The 16,274-nt window shown below is 46.0% G+C and carries 18 protein-coding genes; 9 read left to right on the forward strand and 9 right to left on the reverse strand.

What is annotated here, in order from left to right:
* Positions 1-95 precede the first annotated feature (95 nt).
* From hemG to HZS85_RS15180, 4 genes are all read right to left on the reverse strand, one after another.
* Positions 96-1,505, reverse strand: coding sequence for a protoporphyrinogen oxidase (hemG, locus tag HZS85_RS15165; protein ID WP_214856746.1), 1,410 nt, complete (start codon positions 1,503-1,505; stop codon positions 96-98).
* The gene (gene hemH / locus HZS85_RS15170; RefSeq protein WP_023467355.1) at positions 1,495-2,427 is read right to left on the reverse strand and encodes a ferrochelatase; all 933 of its coding nucleotides are present in this window, start codon (positions 2,425-2,427) and stop codon (positions 1,495-1,497) included. Before hemH ends, hemG begins: the two co-directional genes overlap by 11 nt.
* Positions 2,424-3,470, reverse strand: a complete 1,047-nt coding sequence (gene hemE / locus HZS85_RS15175) for a uroporphyrinogen decarboxylase (RefSeq protein WP_035409400.1) — start codon at positions 3,468-3,470, stop codon at positions 2,424-2,426. The genes hemH and hemE overlap by 4 nt, the downstream gene beginning before the upstream one ends.
* Before the next feature lie 142 nt (positions 3,471-3,612).
* Entirely contained in the window at positions 3,613-3,915 is a 303-nt protein-coding gene (locus HZS85_RS15180) for a MerR family transcriptional regulator (protein WP_035409401.1), read from the reverse strand.
* A 117-nt stretch (positions 3,916-4,032) separates the two neighbouring features.
* On the opposite strand from HZS85_RS15180, the gene HZS85_RS15185 reads away from it, so the two are divergent.
* A complete protein-coding gene (locus HZS85_RS15185; protein WP_035409402.1) occupies positions 4,033-5,331 on the forward strand; it encodes an ammonium transporter in 1,299 nt (432 codons plus the stop codon).
* Positions 5,332-5,393: 62 nt separating this feature from the next.
* Here HZS85_RS15185 and HZS85_RS15190 read toward each other — a convergent pair whose 3' ends face one another.
* Positions 5,394-6,530 (reverse strand): ABC transporter permease, encoded by a 1,137-nt coding sequence (locus HZS85_RS15190; protein WP_214856748.1) that lies wholly within the window; start codon positions 6,528-6,530, stop codon positions 5,394-5,396.
* Positions 6,527-7,261 carry an ABC transporter ATP-binding protein gene (locus HZS85_RS15195; RefSeq protein WP_214856750.1) on the reverse strand — a complete coding sequence of 245 codons (735 nt, stop codon included), beginning with the start codon at positions 7,259-7,261 and terminating at the stop codon, positions 6,527-6,529. Before HZS85_RS15195 ends, HZS85_RS15190 begins: the two co-directional genes overlap by 4 nt.
* 312 nt (positions 7,262-7,573) lie before the next feature.
* Here HZS85_RS15195 and HZS85_RS15200 point away from each other — a divergent pair, with 312 nt between their 5' ends.
* Positions 7,574-7,822, forward strand: a complete 249-nt coding sequence (locus HZS85_RS15200) for a GlsB/YeaQ/YmgE family stress response membrane protein (protein WP_087679753.1) — start codon at positions 7,574-7,576, stop codon at positions 7,820-7,822.
* Positions 7,823-7,855: 33 nt separating this feature from the next.
* Entirely contained in the window at positions 7,856-8,107 is a 252-nt protein-coding gene (locus HZS85_RS15205; RefSeq protein WP_087679752.1) for a GlsB/YeaQ/YmgE family stress response membrane protein, read from the forward strand.
* A 35-nt stretch (positions 8,108-8,142) separates the two neighbouring features.
* Here the strand turns inward: HZS85_RS15205 and HZS85_RS15210 are convergent, their stop codons facing one another.
* The gene (locus HZS85_RS15210; protein ID WP_214856752.1) at positions 8,143-9,195 is read right to left on the reverse strand and encodes a TcaA second domain-containing protein; all 1,053 of its coding nucleotides are present in this window, start codon (positions 9,193-9,195) and stop codon (positions 8,143-8,145) included.
* 130 nt (positions 9,196-9,325) lie between these two features.
* Here HZS85_RS15210 and HZS85_RS15215 point away from each other — a divergent pair, with 130 nt between their 5' ends.
* The 4 genes from HZS85_RS15215 to HZS85_RS15230 all read left to right on the forward strand — a co-directional run bounded on the left by HZS85_RS15215 (position 9,326) and on the right by HZS85_RS15230 (position 12,040).
* On the forward strand, positions 9,326-9,751 hold the full coding sequence (locus HZS85_RS15215) for an HIT family protein (protein WP_214856754.1): 426 nt from the start codon (positions 9,326-9,328) through the stop codon (positions 9,749-9,751).
* A gap of 114 nt (positions 9,752-9,865) precedes the next feature.
* Positions 9,866-10,207 carry a hypothetical protein gene (locus tag HZS85_RS15220; RefSeq protein ID WP_214856756.1) on the forward strand — a complete coding sequence of 114 codons (342 nt, stop codon included), beginning with the start codon at positions 9,866-9,868 and terminating at the stop codon, positions 10,205-10,207.
* Between the two features lie 83 nt (positions 10,208-10,290).
* On the forward strand, positions 10,291-10,860 hold the full coding sequence (locus tag HZS85_RS15225; RefSeq protein WP_035409411.1) for an HTH-type transcriptional regulator Hpr: 570 nt from the start codon (positions 10,291-10,293) through the stop codon (positions 10,858-10,860).
* A 265-nt stretch (positions 10,861-11,125) separates the two neighbouring features.
* Positions 11,126-12,040, forward strand: a complete 915-nt coding sequence (locus HZS85_RS15230) for a peptidylprolyl isomerase (RefSeq protein WP_214856758.1) — start codon at positions 11,126-11,128, stop codon at positions 12,038-12,040.
* Between the two features lie 59 nt (positions 12,041-12,099).
* On the opposite strand, the gene namA is transcribed toward HZS85_RS15230, so the two are convergent.
* Together namA and HZS85_RS15240 are read right to left on the reverse strand one after the other, a co-directional pair.
* Entirely contained in the window at positions 12,100-13,131 is a 1,032-nt protein-coding gene (gene namA, locus HZS85_RS15235; RefSeq protein ID WP_214856762.1) for an NADPH dehydrogenase NamA, read from the reverse strand.
* Between the two features lie 12 nt (positions 13,132-13,143).
* Entirely contained in the window at positions 13,144-14,064 is a 921-nt protein-coding gene (locus tag HZS85_RS15240; RefSeq protein WP_214856763.1) for an HD domain-containing protein, read from the reverse strand.
* Positions 14,065-14,168: 104 nt separating this feature from the next.
* Between HZS85_RS15240 and HZS85_RS15245 the strand changes: the two genes are divergently transcribed.
* Entirely contained in the window at positions 14,169-15,074 is a 906-nt protein-coding gene (locus tag HZS85_RS15245; RefSeq protein WP_214856764.1) for a magnesium transporter CorA family protein, read from the forward strand.
* Positions 15,075-15,137: 63 nt separating this feature from the next.
* The gene (dinB, locus tag HZS85_RS15250) at positions 15,138-16,217 is read left to right on the forward strand and encodes a DNA polymerase IV (protein ID WP_214856765.1); all 1,080 of its coding nucleotides are present in this window, start codon (positions 15,138-15,140) and stop codon (positions 16,215-16,217) included.
* The last annotated feature ends 57 nt before the right edge of the window (positions 16,218-16,274 follow it).

Below are 16,274 nucleotides of genomic sequence, written 5' to 3' on the forward strand. Positions count from 1 at the left end.
CCCTTGTCTCCTATTCCCGTTTCCTTCCGTGTCATTCTTTTGAAGACAAAAAAACCTTTTTAAAGCACGAATGGCTTCAAAAAGGTTTAGGTCTTTCATGATTCTTGACATGGTTCCGGTTGTTGTAACGCCATTTGTTCAAGTGTCGCTTTGACACCTGCTACACAGTCTGGCAATCCAACACCATCATAAGCAAGTCCGGCTAAATGAATGTGTGGATAGTGCGAAGCGATGGTTTCTCGCACTTCTTGAATCCGCTGTGCATGCCCTACCGTGTAGGCCGGTAAGCCGTCTAATAGACGACTGATGACGACACGTTCCGGTTGCAACGGACGACCACAGATGGCTTCAAGATCTTCTAAGACGACCCGTTCAATCATTTCGTCTGATTCACGAACGAGTGCATCTTTTCCGGGACGACCGATGAAGGCACGAAGCACGGTATGATTCGGTGCTGCATGATTCCACTTTTGATCAATCGCCGTACACGCCGTAATCGAATACGGTGCCTGACGGTTGACGATGAAACCTGTTCCATCGATCGGCAACGCTGTTTCCTTATCGAAAATCAACGTGACTGTCGCCGTCGAGTGTGTCGAGAGGTTCGCAAGCCCAGGCAGCGTCGCTTCTGGTAACAGGGACACGACTTGGCGATGCGGAATCGTCAACAAAATATCATCGGCATACTCTGGACCATGATCCGTTTCGAGACGATACCGCCCATCTTCTTCCCGTTTAATCGAGCGAAGTGGTGTCTCAAGACGAATTTCTGTCCGTTCAAGCACCTCTTCTAGCCGCTCGACGAGAGACTCGAGTCCAGTAGCGAGCGATAAAAATTGACCTGTCGCTTTGAGCGTCGGACCTTGTTCTTGGTCAAGCGGACGCATGAGACGCATTCCTTCAAACAAACTTCCTGCCTTTTGTTCATTTGCAACAAATTGTGGGTAGGTCGCAAACGTACTCATCCGGTCGATATCACCAGCATAAATGCCTGAAAGAAGCGGTTCGATCAGCTTCTCGACGAGCGCATCTCCAAGACGCGGACGCAAATACTCTCCTAGTGGGATATCTGTTTCTGGAATCGTCAAATCAGGAGCAGGGTGAAGCAATCGTTCTGACACTTCTGCTTTTTCTTCTTCCGTCAACAAAGAAGTCTTTGCAAATAACTCTAAATCCGTCGGGATACCCATGACGGCACCTTTTGGAATCGGGTGGAGACCTCGCGCATCCAATATATAGGCTTGCGACGTGTTATTACGAACGAGTTGCTCCCCTAATCCAATCTCTTCGATGAGATCCGTCAGTACGTGTTTTCGTGCGACATACGAATCTGGTCCCCGCTCGATCGTCAATCCTTCGTCCCGATATGTTGCCACCTTACCACCGAGACGACCTTCTGCCTCAAGTAACGTGATGTTCATTTCCGGAAACTGTTTCTCTGCATAATAGGCGGCCGCAAGTCCTGAAATACCGCCGCCCACGATGACGAGACGTTTACTGGACATAACTACCCACCTGTTTCGCGACGGCTTCCGTGACAGCTTTCATGAAAGCAGGATCCGCGTTTGGCATGACAGGTCGCGCATAATGGATTCCGAGTTCGTCGCAGACGACTTTACACTCATAGTCATTATCGAATAATACTTCTAGATGGTCCGCAACGAAGCCGACTGGCACGTAAACGAACGCTTCGTATCCTTTTTCTTCGTAAACATCACGTGTCAGATCCTGAACATCAGGGCCGAGCCATGGCTCAGGTGTTTGTCCAGCTGATTGCCAACCTGTGATCATATGCGGTACACCGGCACGTTGTGCAATCAATTCGGCAGTTTCTTTCAATTGCTCTGGGTACGGATCGCCGTTTGCGATGATTTTCTCAGGCAGACTGTGCGCCGAAACGACGAGAACGGCTTTTTCTTCAGGAACTGGTAAAGCGTCGAACGTCTTGCGGATTTCTTTCCCCCACCAATCGAGAAATGCTTCTTCTTTGTACCACGATTCAACGGATGCGAGACGAATACCGTGCTGATCTGCGACTTCCTTCGCACGACCATTATATGAACGAATACTGAACGTCGAATAGTGCGGTGCTAAAACGACCGTGACCGCTTCTGTGATGCCGTCTTTTGCCATTTGCTCGACAGCATCCTCAACGAATGGCTCGATGTGCTTTAGACCAAGATAAAGCTTAAACTCGATTTCACCGGCATATTTCTCAGACAATTGACGGTGCAGCTCTTCTGCCTGGTCAATCGTGACTTGTGCGAGTGGTGAGACTCCACCAATGGCTTCGTAGCGTTCCGTCAACTCTGCCAATGCTTCTGGAGACGGTTTGCGTCCGCGGCGGATATGCGTATAATACCGCTCGATATCTTCAGGTTTATACGGCGTACCATACGCCATGACAAGTAATCCTAACGTCTTCATTTTTCTACCTCCATTTTTTCTTTCGAATAATCATGGATAAATGCAGTCAAACGTTTCAATACTTCTGGATCAACTTCCGGGAAGATGCCGTGACCGAGGTTGAAGATGAACCCTGGTTGTTTCATTCCCATGTCGAGAATCTCCTTCGCTTTCGCTTCAAGGATATCCCATGGTGCTAACAGATAAGACGGATCGAGGTTCCCTTGGACGGGTTTCGTCAGCCCACGTTCACGTGCTTCATCGATCGATAAGCGCCAATCGAGTCCAACGACGTCTAACGGTAAGCTATGCCACTCTTCTGCCAAATGACTCGCCCCTACACCGAACATGATCATCGGCACGCCTGTATCTTTTAGTTCCGTGAAAATGCGTTCCATCGTCGGTTTGATGTAACGGACATAATCTTTCCGGCTTGTCGTTCCGACCCATGAATCAAAGATTTGGAACGCTTGAATCCCTGCATCTACTTGTGATTTGATGTAATCGATGACCATGTCACCTAGTTTCTCCATTAAGGCATGCCATACTTCAGGTTGTCCATACATCAATGCTTTCGTTTTATGGTATCCCTTTGAAGGTCCACCTTCAATCATATAGCTCGCAAGTGTAAATGGCGCCCCGGAAAAACCAATTAACGGCACTTCAAGTCGTTCCCGTAATAAACGAATTGTTTCATAAATGTACGGAATATCTTCACGGTTGAACGGTTGCAGTGCTTCGACATCTGCCATCGTGCGAATCGGATTCGCAATGACTGGACCAATGCCACTCTTGATTTCAACATCAACGCCCATCGACGGAAGTGGCGTCATGATATCTTTATATAGAATCGCTGCATCGACTCCTAGTTGTTTTACAGGTAGTTCTGTCACATATGCGCCTAGCTCCGAGTCATGCGTGATCTCGAAAAGCGTCCGTGTCTTCTTGATTTCACGATATTCCGCTTGATAACGACCTGCTTGTCGCATGTACCAGACGGGAACGTGATCAATCTGCTCGCCACGGATCGCCCGCAAAAACGTATCATTGAATTTCTTCATCATAACTACCCCTTTATACTCGTTCTAACGCCCCAAAAAACGTACGATAAGTTTGTGAACACAGAAACATTATATCTGAAATTAAGAAGTCTGTGCCAATAAATCGTTTACAAAATGACAGTTCTGTTACCAGTTCATGAAATGTTCACTGTTTCTTGTAAAGACCGAATGCAGCGTTTAACTGACCACGAATTAAGTCAGAACGTTGCTGTTCCGTTACCTTACGTTCTTTTTCTCGAATTTCGTGCGTGCGCCAACCATCCTCGATTTTTTCCGCGACTTCGACGAGTCGCTCGACATCCGTAAACGAATATTTTCGCGTCTTTCCATTTGTCCGTTCTGGAAAGATTAATTTCCGTTCCTCATAGTAACGAATCTGACGTTCTGACAAGCCGGTCAATTCACAGACGATTCCGATCGACATCACCTTTTTTTCGCGGTACTTCATCTCCGTCACTCCTTTCTACAAAAATACCATGTCAGATTTTCTGACACAACACGTTTCTTTTAAAGTATTTCCGTCTAAAGTAAACACATACTTTAAATGGATAAAGGAGGAACGATAATGAAACTGGAACAACTCGCAATTTCAGTCGATACGTTTTATGTCTTATTCGCAGCACTGCTCGTCTTTACGATGCAAATCGGATTCTTACTTCTGGAAACAGGGATGTTACGGGCAAAGAACGCGGGGCACGTCGCTGTTAAACAAATTATCAGCTTCTCAGTTGCCGCTCTAGCCTTTTGGGCTATCGGATTCGGATTGACGTTCGGTGATGGTAACTCCATTATCGGAACAGAAGGATTCTTCTTACATGGAGGATTCAGCAGTCTTGATTGGTCGAACATCACGATTGATGTAAAGTTCCTCTTCCAACTCTCGTTTGTCGCCGTCTCTCTCGCAATCGCTTGGGGCGGATTCGCAGAACGTGCTAAATTATCCGTTTACTTGTTGTTCGGAACGTTTTTCGTTGCTATCATCTATCCGATCATTGCTCGTTCCGTTTGGGCAGGTGGATTCCTTGGTTCGCTCGGAATGCAAGATTTCGCCGGGTCAACGGTCGTCCACTTACAAGGTGGGATTGCTGCACTTGTTGCTGCTTTACTGCTTAAGAAAAGAATCGGTGCTGAAAAAACACCGTTGCTTGGACACAATGTCATTTATTCTGTCGTCGGTGCCTTCATCCTCTGGTTATGTTGGTTCGGCTTCAACGCTGGTTCGACATTAACGATTGCCGACGGATTCTTTAGTTACGTTGCTTTGACGACGTTACTCGCGACTGCAGCAGGTGCCCTCGGCGCTCTTGCCATCTCGTTCTGGCACCGTCGCGTCGCAGATATTCCTTCGATCATCAACGGTGTATTAGCTGCACTCGTCGCCATTACTGCAGCCTGTGCCTTTGTGGAACCATGGGCAGCCGTCGTCATTGGTTTCCTTGCTGGTGTGATCACGTATGGAACGAGCATTCTTCTCGCAAGTCGCGTGGATGATCCACTTTGCGCCTTCTCCGTTCATGGCGTCGCTGGTATCTGGGGTACACTCGCAACTGGATTCTTCGCTTCACCACGACTCGTTGAAATCACAGGTATCGGACAAGCAGGACTCTTCTATGGGGGTGGCTTCACGCAACTCGGTGTTCAAGCTCTTGGTGTCGTCTTTGCTATCGTCATCGTCAGCGTCTTAAGTTATGCTTTCTTAAAAGTCCTCGACCTTACGATCGGACTTCGAATCACACGCGAAGATGAACTCCGTGGTCTTGACGTCGCGGAACATGGTCAAGCTTCTTACGATCTTCCTGCTCCTGTCAGCAAGGAATTGCATATGGTTGAAGAAGAAGATCTATCAAACGAACGTGTCAATTAATGGTTCATAACGAATAAGAGCCTATGCGATGAACATCCATCGCGTAGGCTCTTTCTTGTTTATTATTTTCGGGCATAGTATTCACCAATTACAAGTGCTATAGCTGCCCCACCAACGACATACATGGATCCACTTAAGAAGAATCCAAGTAGCGTCAAAACGATGCATTGACTGATTGCTGCGAAGCGGATGATTTTCCGTTTAGCATGTACGGCATTCCCAAATGGCAATAAGCGAGTCAACAGATGCTGATCGACTGCTTTCGTAAACGGCGCCAATTGAAAACTCGTTAATCCACCAAACGCAGGAATCGCAAGTGCCACGAACCAAACGTTACCGCTCGCCAACCACATGAACACAGCCCCGATCAGTGTTAAACGAACAATCAATCCGATGCCGTCCCCACTCCGGATGAACTGTTTGACATACAAATAATCGAATGTCGTCTGGGCTTGGTACGGAATCCGCTCGACCATGTTACTTAAGAGACGACGGTGTTTATACGTTGCCGATAGATGTGGGACATCGACGAACCAGTTGGCTAGTCGATAAAAACGATCACGTGATTCTCGTTCGAGCGCAATCCATTCACGTAATGGGAGATGATCCTGACGCTTCAGATGAAGGACGACCATTAACAGCAAGGCAACGACGATCGACATCCATGCCATATCGATGATGACGAGTAGTGCTGCTCCAAATGCATACAATAACACTGTTCGATGTGCGATGCCTTCAAGCTTGGATAAATTCGCAGCCGCTCCGAACAAAGCAAGTGCTGCTCCAAGTAAAACAAGTTCAAGTGGTGTCGTCTGTTCCGTTCGAACATAGAGAACAACGACAGCTAAAAACGGAATCACGGCACGGATGATACCAAAAATCGCATTATATGCGCGCACCTGTTGCATGAAACTGGATAACTTCGCTAACACGGGTAATAGAAACACTTGATCCGCCTCGACAAGAAACGTTCGACTTGTCCGGTAGAGCGGCAGAATCAGAAATAAGGCTGCCATGACGAATCGACCTGGAAACGATGGATCGAGTTGGTCGAGGAAACGACCGTAGACGACTAATGCGTATAAAATAACAAAGTAGACGGTGAATAACAGTCCACCATTCGCCATATATCGTGTATATTTCACTGTTTCCGTCATCGCCGCCTGATACCGTTCCTTCCATAAGGACTGGCTATTCATCGTTCTGCCTCCTCGATCGCAGCAACGTACAGATCATCCAGCGTTCCATCTTGTAGTCCATAACGAGCTCGTAAAGCAGCCGTTGTCCCTTCCGCTGCAATATGTCCTTCATGTAAGAGAACGAATCGGTTGCAGTGGCGCTCGGCTGTCTCCAGGATATGCGTTGACATTAAAATTCCTTTACCGTCCTGCTTCAGTTCACTAAAAATCTGAAGCAACTCTCGGATTGCCAGTGGATCAAGTCCAACGAATGGTTCATCAACGATCAACAATTCACTCCCCGTGACAAGGGCGCACAAGATCATTGCTTTTTGTTTCATCCCTTTTGAAAAGACACTCGGAAACCATTCGAGTTGTTTCGTCATTCGAAGTCGTTCAGCGTAATGTTGCGCGCGCTCTGTCGCAATCGTCTCTTCGACATCATATCCTTGCGCCATTAAACGAAGATGCTCCCGCAACGTTAACTGTTCATATAACATTGGCTGTTCCGGAATATATGCGACTTGACGACGATACTCGGTTTCATTCGTTGCTAAATCCAATCCATTGATTCGAACTGATCCCGTCTTGACTGGTAGTAATCCAAGGATGTGCTTGATCGTCGTCGATTTCCCCGCACCATTTAAACCAATTAAACCAACGAGTTCACCCCGATCGACTTCGATATTAATGTCATGAAGGACGGTTTTCGATCCATATCCGCCTGATAAACCTTTGATATCCAATAACATGTTTGCCACTCCCTTTAAGCTCATCGTAAGGTAGATCTTCTTAGACTTTCTAGCTTCGTGCCTCATTTTTTAAAATATAATGTTTTAATACTTGTTTTTTCGGCAATTACTCTAAGTGTAATCGTTACATCAATATATGAAAACGATTTACATGCAAATCGAAAGTGAAAACGATGAATCGTTCATTTAATCTCTATCAAGTGGTCTAATCTTCTAGTCCTTTCAATGAATGATTTCTTTTTTTTCACTTTCACACGTGTTTATAACTGCCTGAAAACAGGTAAAACTAATATGTAGAGGAGTTGTTTAAAAATGGGATTCTTATGGGCATTAATCGTTGGTGGTCTCATCGGTTGGATCGCAAGTTTAATCATTGGAAAAGATGTACCGGGCGGCATCATCGGTAACATCATCGCTGGTTTCATCGGTTCGATGATCGGTCAAGCCATCTTTGGTTCAATGGGACCAAAAATCGCTGGTTTCGCAGTCATTCCGGCTATTCTCGGAGCAGTCATCTTGATCTTCATCGTTTCACTTATTCTCCGGGCAGTACGCAAGTAATCATAAATTTTAAATTGAAAAGGAGTGTTTTAAATGGGATTCTTATGGGCATTAATCGTCGGCGGTATTATTGGTTGGTTAGCAAGCTTGATTTTAGGTAAAGATGTTCCAGGCGGTATCATCGGTAACATTATCGCTGGTTTCGTAGGTGCAATCATCGGTCAAGCATTATTTGGAGATTGGGGTCCAATGGTTGCCGGATTCGCAATCGTTCCTGCTTTACTCGGAGCTATCATTCTTATCCTTATCGTATCGTTCATTCTCCGTGCGGTGAATAAACGATAACCAAAAATCCTCGGACGTTCTGTCCGAGGATTTTTTTAGTCTTTTAATTGTAACCACATGCCGTCTTCTCGCTCGACGACTCGTTTTTCTGCTCGTAAGTTCAACCATTCGAACACACCTTCGAGAAAACTAGACGGATATTCCCAAACGGTACCGACTTGCTCTCGCTTCTTTCGTTCTGGTTTTCCAGCGACAGCTTCCAATTCATCCGGAGTCTTATTCAATCGGATCAACAATTCTTGCACCTGACCCGACTGATAGGTCACTTCATATCCATCGTATCGTGCTCGGTTGGCAACAGTCGAATCAGGCGTACCGAACGTATTCTCGAACGAATCACGCGAACGTCCGAGATAGCCCGTCATCGTATTGATACTTTTTCCAGTTCGCGCTTTCACTTCCGTCTCAAGTAATGTTTTGATATCGACTGCATATTCGTTTGATACAGTCGTATTGAACTGATCAGCTAATTTAAAATCAACTGCCGTATTTGGTTCATCACCGAGTTGAACGGTTTTTGAGTCCTGAACGGTCTGTCCTGATTGGTCGGCGCTCACCTGGACATCATATTCTCCTGGAGAACGCTTGATTTCTAGTGATGTTCCATCCATCGTTCCAATGACTTCCCCGTCTAATGATACTTCTGTTTTAGGGACATCACTTGAAACGATCAGTCGTTGTGGATTCAGATCGAGAGAATACCGGTCATACCAAAGCCATCCATCCTCTTTTTGTAACGTAAATAGATGTGCCTTTACTTGTTTACCAGAGTCTTGATCCTGTTTGACTTGTTTGATGACCCGATCTGTTCGTTCTGATTCAGTCGTCAACCAAGTAATGAGTCGTGTCGCCTCACTCATCGGTAATGGTTTATCGTTCATCGTGACTAGTTGTTGGAATCCACGCTGATCCTTTTCCTTCAATAGAGTAGCAAGCCGCTCGTCCGTTTTCTCCATTTTTGCCGCCTCTTGCATGTTGCGCCCAAACCAAAAGGCAACTAACAAAAACAGACATGCGATAAAGGCGCTACCAATGAGTAAACGTCGTTTTCGTTTTTTCTGTGCCGTTGAGGCTATTCGTGATGCCATGCACTTCGCTCCTTTTTCTCCATTAGCTGTATGGTCTTAAGTGTATCGGGTTCAAGTTGACTGTCAATCGTGCGGAAGGCGGAAACTTTCCGTATACTAATATTATCTTACCCAAAGGAGTGACTGTTCCATGCAAAAAGAATCATGTATCTTCTGTAAAATCGCTCGCAAAGAAGTTCCTGGTCATATCGTATTTGAGAACGAAACCGTTCTCGCCTTCCTCGACTTGTCACAAGTGACGAAAGGACATACGCTCGTCATCCCAAAACAGCATGCCGATAATATGTATGATCTCTCGCCTGAACAGGCACAGGACGTGTTTGCGACGATTCCGCAAATCAGCCGTGCGCTTCAACAAGAGACAGAGGCAGCTGGTATGAACCTTCTATCCAATACAGGAAAAGTAGCGGGTCAATCAGTCTCACACTTCCATTTGCATCTCATTCCTCGTCACGATAAGCAAGACGGATTCGGCGCGAAGTGGGAAGTCCATAACGACGAGTATACGGCAGAAGAATTGGCTGAGCTCGCAAATTCAATCGCTTCGCATATCTAAGGCTGTTCTTTTTCTTCTCTCCTTAGAAAAATATTGCCGAAATAGGTTTCTTTCATTCAATTTTCGGTAAAATAATATGAAACAAATATTTTAATATTAAAAAGGAGGTTTATCATGTCGAAGCGTCCCGCCCGTAACTGGGTCGCTTTTGGTGCTACGCTAACACTTGTGACTTTTTATGGTCTGAAGGCGCTTCGCCAAGGTACGAAAAGCGACTCTTCGAACGGTCATCAACGTCGAAATTCTTATTCTACAATCGTAACGAATGTGCAGGATTTGACCCACGAGGGCAAGAACTTAGTAGAGACAGCAAAAGCGTCTGGTATGCACTTCAAGGAAGAAGTCATGCAGAGCGTCTCGGAATACCAAACGGAAGTCCAAGCATCGCTCACGAAGATCCAGTCTCTCGCTGATGAAGCGAAACAGGAAGCAGACCAGCTTTCTCCACAAAAGTAAGATCCGTTGCTTCGATTTGTTTTTGTATAGTTTGCATTTTGCGCGTTTGAGCCATTGTCACCTTTCGAAAGGATGAGTCAGATATGGAACACGAAAAGTTATATCCTGGACAAGAAGCATTATTGTATAGCCATAAAATTGTCCAATTAAGCAAAGCACTATGGAAAACGGTAGAAAAAGATTGGCAAAATTGGATCAAGCCTTTTGATCTGAACATTAACGAACACCATATTTTATGGATTTCGCATGCCCTAGGTGGTGCCTCGATTTCTGAGATTGCGAAGTATGGTGTCATGCACGTCTCGACGGCATTCAACTTCTCGAAGAAGTTAGAGGACCGCGGATTGTTGACGTTCTCGAAAAAGGAAACTGATAAACGAAATACCTATGTCCAGTTGACACCGGCAGGCGAATCGCTTTTACTCGAGACGATCCAAGCATTCCGTCCCGAAGAAAATGGCGTCTTCCGCGCATCACTTCCTCTTCAGGAATTGTACGGTAAGTTCCCAGAACTGACGGATATTTCTGCAATCGTGCGTCGTTTGTATGGAGACAGCTTCATGGACATCTTTGCCGAGACATCGAAGATGATCACGGAAGAAGCAGATCGCCGTCCGCAAGATCCTGTCATGGACTCAATAAAAAAAGCATAAGCATACTATCATCAAAAGCGTTTTAGCCTTCAGCTAGAATGCTTTTTTTAGGTCTTATTTCCTCATGACAGGGACATTACTACTATGTCTCAAGAGTGTTATTTCCCTCACAATTTCCCATAAAAATTATCCTCACCCGACTACCTGGATGTGATAGCATGGAAAAGAGCAAGTATCTCTTGGCATGACAAGATACAGCTGTCAACCAAACGAGAATATGATATGATAAAACGGTTGAAATAAATGGTAAATTAGGGGTGTATGTATGAAAAAGAAATTGCTAGGCGCAGCAGCAGTCGCAAGTGTATTTACGTTAGCAGCATGTGGATCAAATGACGAAGCCGTCATCAATTACAAAGGTGGCGAAGTCAACAAGGCTGACGTCCAAGATGAAGCATACGAAAAAGCTGGTGCTCAAATCGCCTTCCAGCAAACGATGAACAAATTGCTTGAAAAGAAATACGGTAAGGAAGTCACGGACAAAGAAGTCGAAGCAGAAGTCAAGAAAACAAAAGACCAGTTCCCGGATAAAGAGCAGTTCAGCTCAACACTGAAATCTGCTGGAATCAAGAACGAAAAAGAATTCGAAAAAGTACTTCGCACACAAATGCTCTTAACAGAAGCAAAATCTGCGAAATCCAAAGTAACAGATAAAGAAATCCAAGAGCGTTTCGATCAAGAAAAAGTCGAAGTCAAAGCAAGCCATATCCTTGTTGCGAAAAAGTCAGAAGCAAAAGACATCAAAAAGCAATTGGATAAAGGCGCAGACTTCGCGAAACTTGCAAAAGAAAAATCAACAGATGCAGGTAGCGGTGCAAAAGGTGGAGACCTCGGGTACTTCACAAAAGGTAAGATGGTCAAGGAATTCGAAGATTACGCGTTCAAGGATGGCGTTGAAGGTAAAATCTCCGATCCGATCAAAACACAGTTCGGCTATCACATCATCAAAGTAGTCGATCGCAAAGAGAAGAAAAACTTCACGCTCGATAAAGAAAAAGCACGTATTAAAAAAGCACTTGCTGAAGAAAAAGCAGCACAAGTCAACCCGAACGATATTTATCGTTCACTCATGAAAGAATACAATGTCAAAGTCGAAAACAAAGATTTCAAAGACGCTTTCGATCTAGACAAACAAGAACAACAACAAATGCAACAACAAATGATGCAACAACAGCAATAATCAAAAAAAGGAAGCCATGACGGCTTCCTTTTTTACGTTGTTTTTCATAGAGTAAGGAATTAGCGAACCGTTCGAATCGGAGCTCGTTCATATTGCTTTGGCAAGGCGACCGTATCTCCTAGTTCGGCTGCCGCATGATAGACCCAATAAGGTTGGCGAAGAAGTTCACGTGCGAGCAGGACGATATCTGCTCGACCGTTACGGACGATCTCTTCTGCATGAGCTGCTGTCGTAATCAATCCAACCGCTCCTGTTGCCATGCCTGTCTCTCGTTTCAATTCTTCCGCATAGCTCACTTGATAGCCCGGATATACTTCCGGTACAGCATTGGCGACGACAGCACCTGAACTACAGTCGAGTAGGTCGATGTTACGTGCTGCTAGTTCTTTCGCAAGTGGAATATAATCCGCCGTCGTCATTCCACCTGTTGCGTGATCCGCTGCTGAAATTCGGACCCAAATCGAGAGCTGTGAGACTGCTTGAATTCCATCAATGATTTCTAACAACAAGCGCATCCGATTTTCAGTCGATCCGCCGTACTGGTCTTCTCGAATATTCGATAACGGAGAGAGGAACGTGTTCAATAAATAACCATGTGCGCCATGGATTTCAATGAAGTCATATCCTGCTCGTTCCGCTCTTAATGCTGCATCGATGAACTGTTGTTTGATTGTCGCGATTTCCTCAAGTGTCAATGCATGTGGATGCATATACGTATCATCAAACGGTAAAGCGCTCGGTGCGACGGGTGGTTCTGCCGTCGTGCTTTTACGCCCGGCATGGGCCAGTTGGATCCCCGCTTTTGCGCCCGCTGCTTTGACTTGCTGTGCGATTCGTTGTAATCCTTCGATATGTGCATCTGACCAGATCCCAAGGTCCCCAGCTGAAATGCGACCATCTGGCGTGACAGCACTCGCTTCTAAAATGACACCACCGACGCCTCCCATTGCACGGGTTGCATAGTGTGTGACGTGCCAATCCGTAACGAATCCATCTTCTTTTGCACTGTACATGCACATTGGCGCCATAATGACCCGATTGCGGAATGTCAACGTTCCGAGTTGAACCGTATCAAACAACTTCGTCTTCATCTTTTTTCCCCCTTATAGCTTCGGACGGTAAAAAGCACGATTATCTAGTGCGAATGATCGTTCTGAGAACTGTCCCGGTTCGACATATTCCAGAAGACGATCCATCATCGTCATTCGCGCATCGAGGTTATCGATCAAGAACAAGACTTCAGCCTCACGCATTTGTGGTGCTACAGCAGATCCCCATTCCGGTCGTCCATGATGGCTTAAGACGAGATGTTGCAAGACAGTCAGTATTTCTGCGTCAATTTGTAATTCTGCTCCGACTTTTTCGAGTTCCGCTACCATCATCGTAATATGACCGACGAGTTTACCAGGCAACGTATATTCCGGTGCAACCGGATCGGATAACTCCTTGATTTTCGCATAATCGTGTAGAATGATGCCACTGATTAGCACGTCACGGTTTAAGGTCGGATAGAGTTGAGCGATTTGATCCGCTAAGCGCAACATCGAAAGGACGTGGTATGACAGCCCCGAGTAAAAAGCATGATGGTTCTTGACCGCTGCCGGATGCGTGAAATAGGCATCAAATCGTGAAGTAATCAAATGTTTAACGAGCTTTTTCATGTCACTGTTCTGAATCGATTCTACGAACGCGAGTACTTCCGTCTCGATCTGCTCTCGCGGAATCGGTGCGGATTGGACGTAGTCCTCGACATTCGTCTCCTCTAGGACCGTGATTTGTTTGAGCTTCAGTTGTGTCCGTCCCCGATAGTCCATGACTTCTCCAGCAGCATGGACGATTGATTTCGGCGCATATTTTTCAAGATCACTCGTATCCCACATCTTCGTCTCGATTTCGCCTGTCTTATCCGTCAAGATGAGCGTCAAGTATGGTTTCCCATTTGCTGCAATTCCTTTGACTGCTTGCTTGATCATCGCTCGTTGATCGAGCGTTTCTCCAACTGCTAACTTCCCGATTCCTTTCATACTTGAAACACGTCCTTTATCTGTAAAATAGGTGTCTTTTTTATATTCCATTGACTACACTTAAGGCATATACTATTTCATTCTACTATATGGGAGTCATGAACATGGAACTGGAACCTCAATTTAATTGGTCCCGCTATCTCGATTTAGCTGACTATGAACAAACCTTTCCGACGGCTGCCGTCGACCAATCCGAAATGGACTGGATCACACAGCTGCGATCGAAAGACATGAACTTCACCCGCTCAGAAAAAGGGATTCTCTATGGCGCTGTCGTCACCTGGCAAAATCCTGTCGACAAAAGTGACCGCCGCTCGATTTACTTTTACGTAACGAAAGAAAAACTCATCACAATCGGATTGTCGGATTCAATCGTGTCCCTGGTCGCTCCCTATTCTCCCGCGCATCCATTCGCGGCTTTTTATACGATTCTTGCTTTACAGCTGAACACGTATTTCGCCGGTATCGATCAGTTTGAGACGGAACTGTTCTCAAGACAAGATGAACTGCGCGGTAGCATCAATGAAGATTCACTCGATAGCATCTTCGCTTTACGCGACACGATCGAGAACTGGTCCGATTTAATCGTTCCGTTTCAAGAGCTCGTCATGGCTGGCGAAGAATCATTTCTCGATGAGGACGCGTATCTCGAGGATCTCTCGTTGAAACTAGCTACGAAACGTGTCCGCCGTCTGTTGATGCTCATCGAACATTATCAAAAAGACATTGAGGTCCTGCTCGACTTATCGACGACCGTCTCGAACTTCCGTGGAAACGAAATCATGAAGGCATTAACGATCTTTACTGCCGTCGCGACACCAACGATGGCCCTCGGTGCGATTTGGGGGATGAACTTTAAAATCATGCCGGAATTAGAATGGAAATACGGCTACGCCATATCCCTCGGTCTAATCTTTTTATCGACCGGTGGCATCTTCTACTGGATGCGCTGGCGTGGATGGTTAGGCGCTCTTGTACGGATGCCAAAGAACAGTCGACCAAAAAAATAGATATCAGAACATAAGTTCGTTATACTAATTGTATCATATCTACTGAAAGGAGACGCTTGTCCGATGGAACGAAAAATTATTCATATTGACATGGACGCCTTTTACGCTTCCGTCGAGCAACGCGATCGTCCTCGATTAAAAGGTGTTCCCGTCGTCGTCGGTGGACCGCCTCATGCCCGTGGTGTCGTAGCGACCTGTTCCTATGAAGCACGGAAATACGGCATCCATAGCGCGATGCCGTCAAGACGCGCCTTTCAGCTGTGCCCTCGTGCGGTCTTCATTCGCCCCCGCTTTGACGTCTACCGGGCTGTCAGTGCGCAAATCATGGCGCTTTTCCGAGAAGTGACCCCCCTCGTCGAACCGCTCTCGCTTGATGAGGCGTATCTTGACGTCACGGAAAATTATTTCGATCAAAAAAGTGCGACGTATATCGCGCAATATATCCTGAAACAAATTAAAGAACGAACGGGTCTGACAGCCTCTGCCGGTGTCTCTAACTCTAAGCTCGTCGCGAAGGTCGCTTCCGGATACGAGAAACCGAACGGGATGACCGTCGTTCCACCAGAAGAAGTTTTCCGTTTCTTGTCTCCATTGAAAATTGGAGATTTACATGGCGTCGGAAAAGTCACGGAACAAGCGTTACGAAAACAAGGGATTGAAATCGTCGCAGATGTCCAAGCAATGCCGGTCGAACAATTACGAGCATTGCTCGGACGCGATCGCGGAACGGAACTGCATGCAATGGCGCATGGCATCGATGAACGTCCCGTTCGTCCGGAACGCGAGCGAAAATCAATCGGTTCTGAGACGACCTTCGAAGAAGATACGGAGGATATCGATACGATATTCGCGACGTTGATTCGAGAATCAAAATCTGTCATTGCAAGTCTTCAAAAAAAAGAACTCGTCTGCCGAACAATCACGATCAAGTGGAAGACCGATACATTCCAGTCACGTTCGAAACGGCATACATTTTCAGAAGAGACGGCGGACGAAGAACGATTACTTGAGGAAACAACGAAACTGTTCAATGGCATTACCTTCGATGGACCAATCCGCTTGATTGGTATGACGGTCAGTCACCTCACAGCTCCTCCCGCTGCGAGACAGTTGACGTGGCAGGACTTGGACTTACGCTTGTGAAATGAATAGCGATTCATTATACTGAGTACAAGACCAATCAGACAAGGGGGAACAAGT

It is taken from the genome of Exiguobacterium sp. s130, from assembly GCF_018619055.1.
In the GTDB taxonomy this organism is placed as follows: domain Bacteria; phylum Bacillota; class Bacilli; order Exiguobacteriales; family Exiguobacteriaceae; genus Exiguobacterium_A.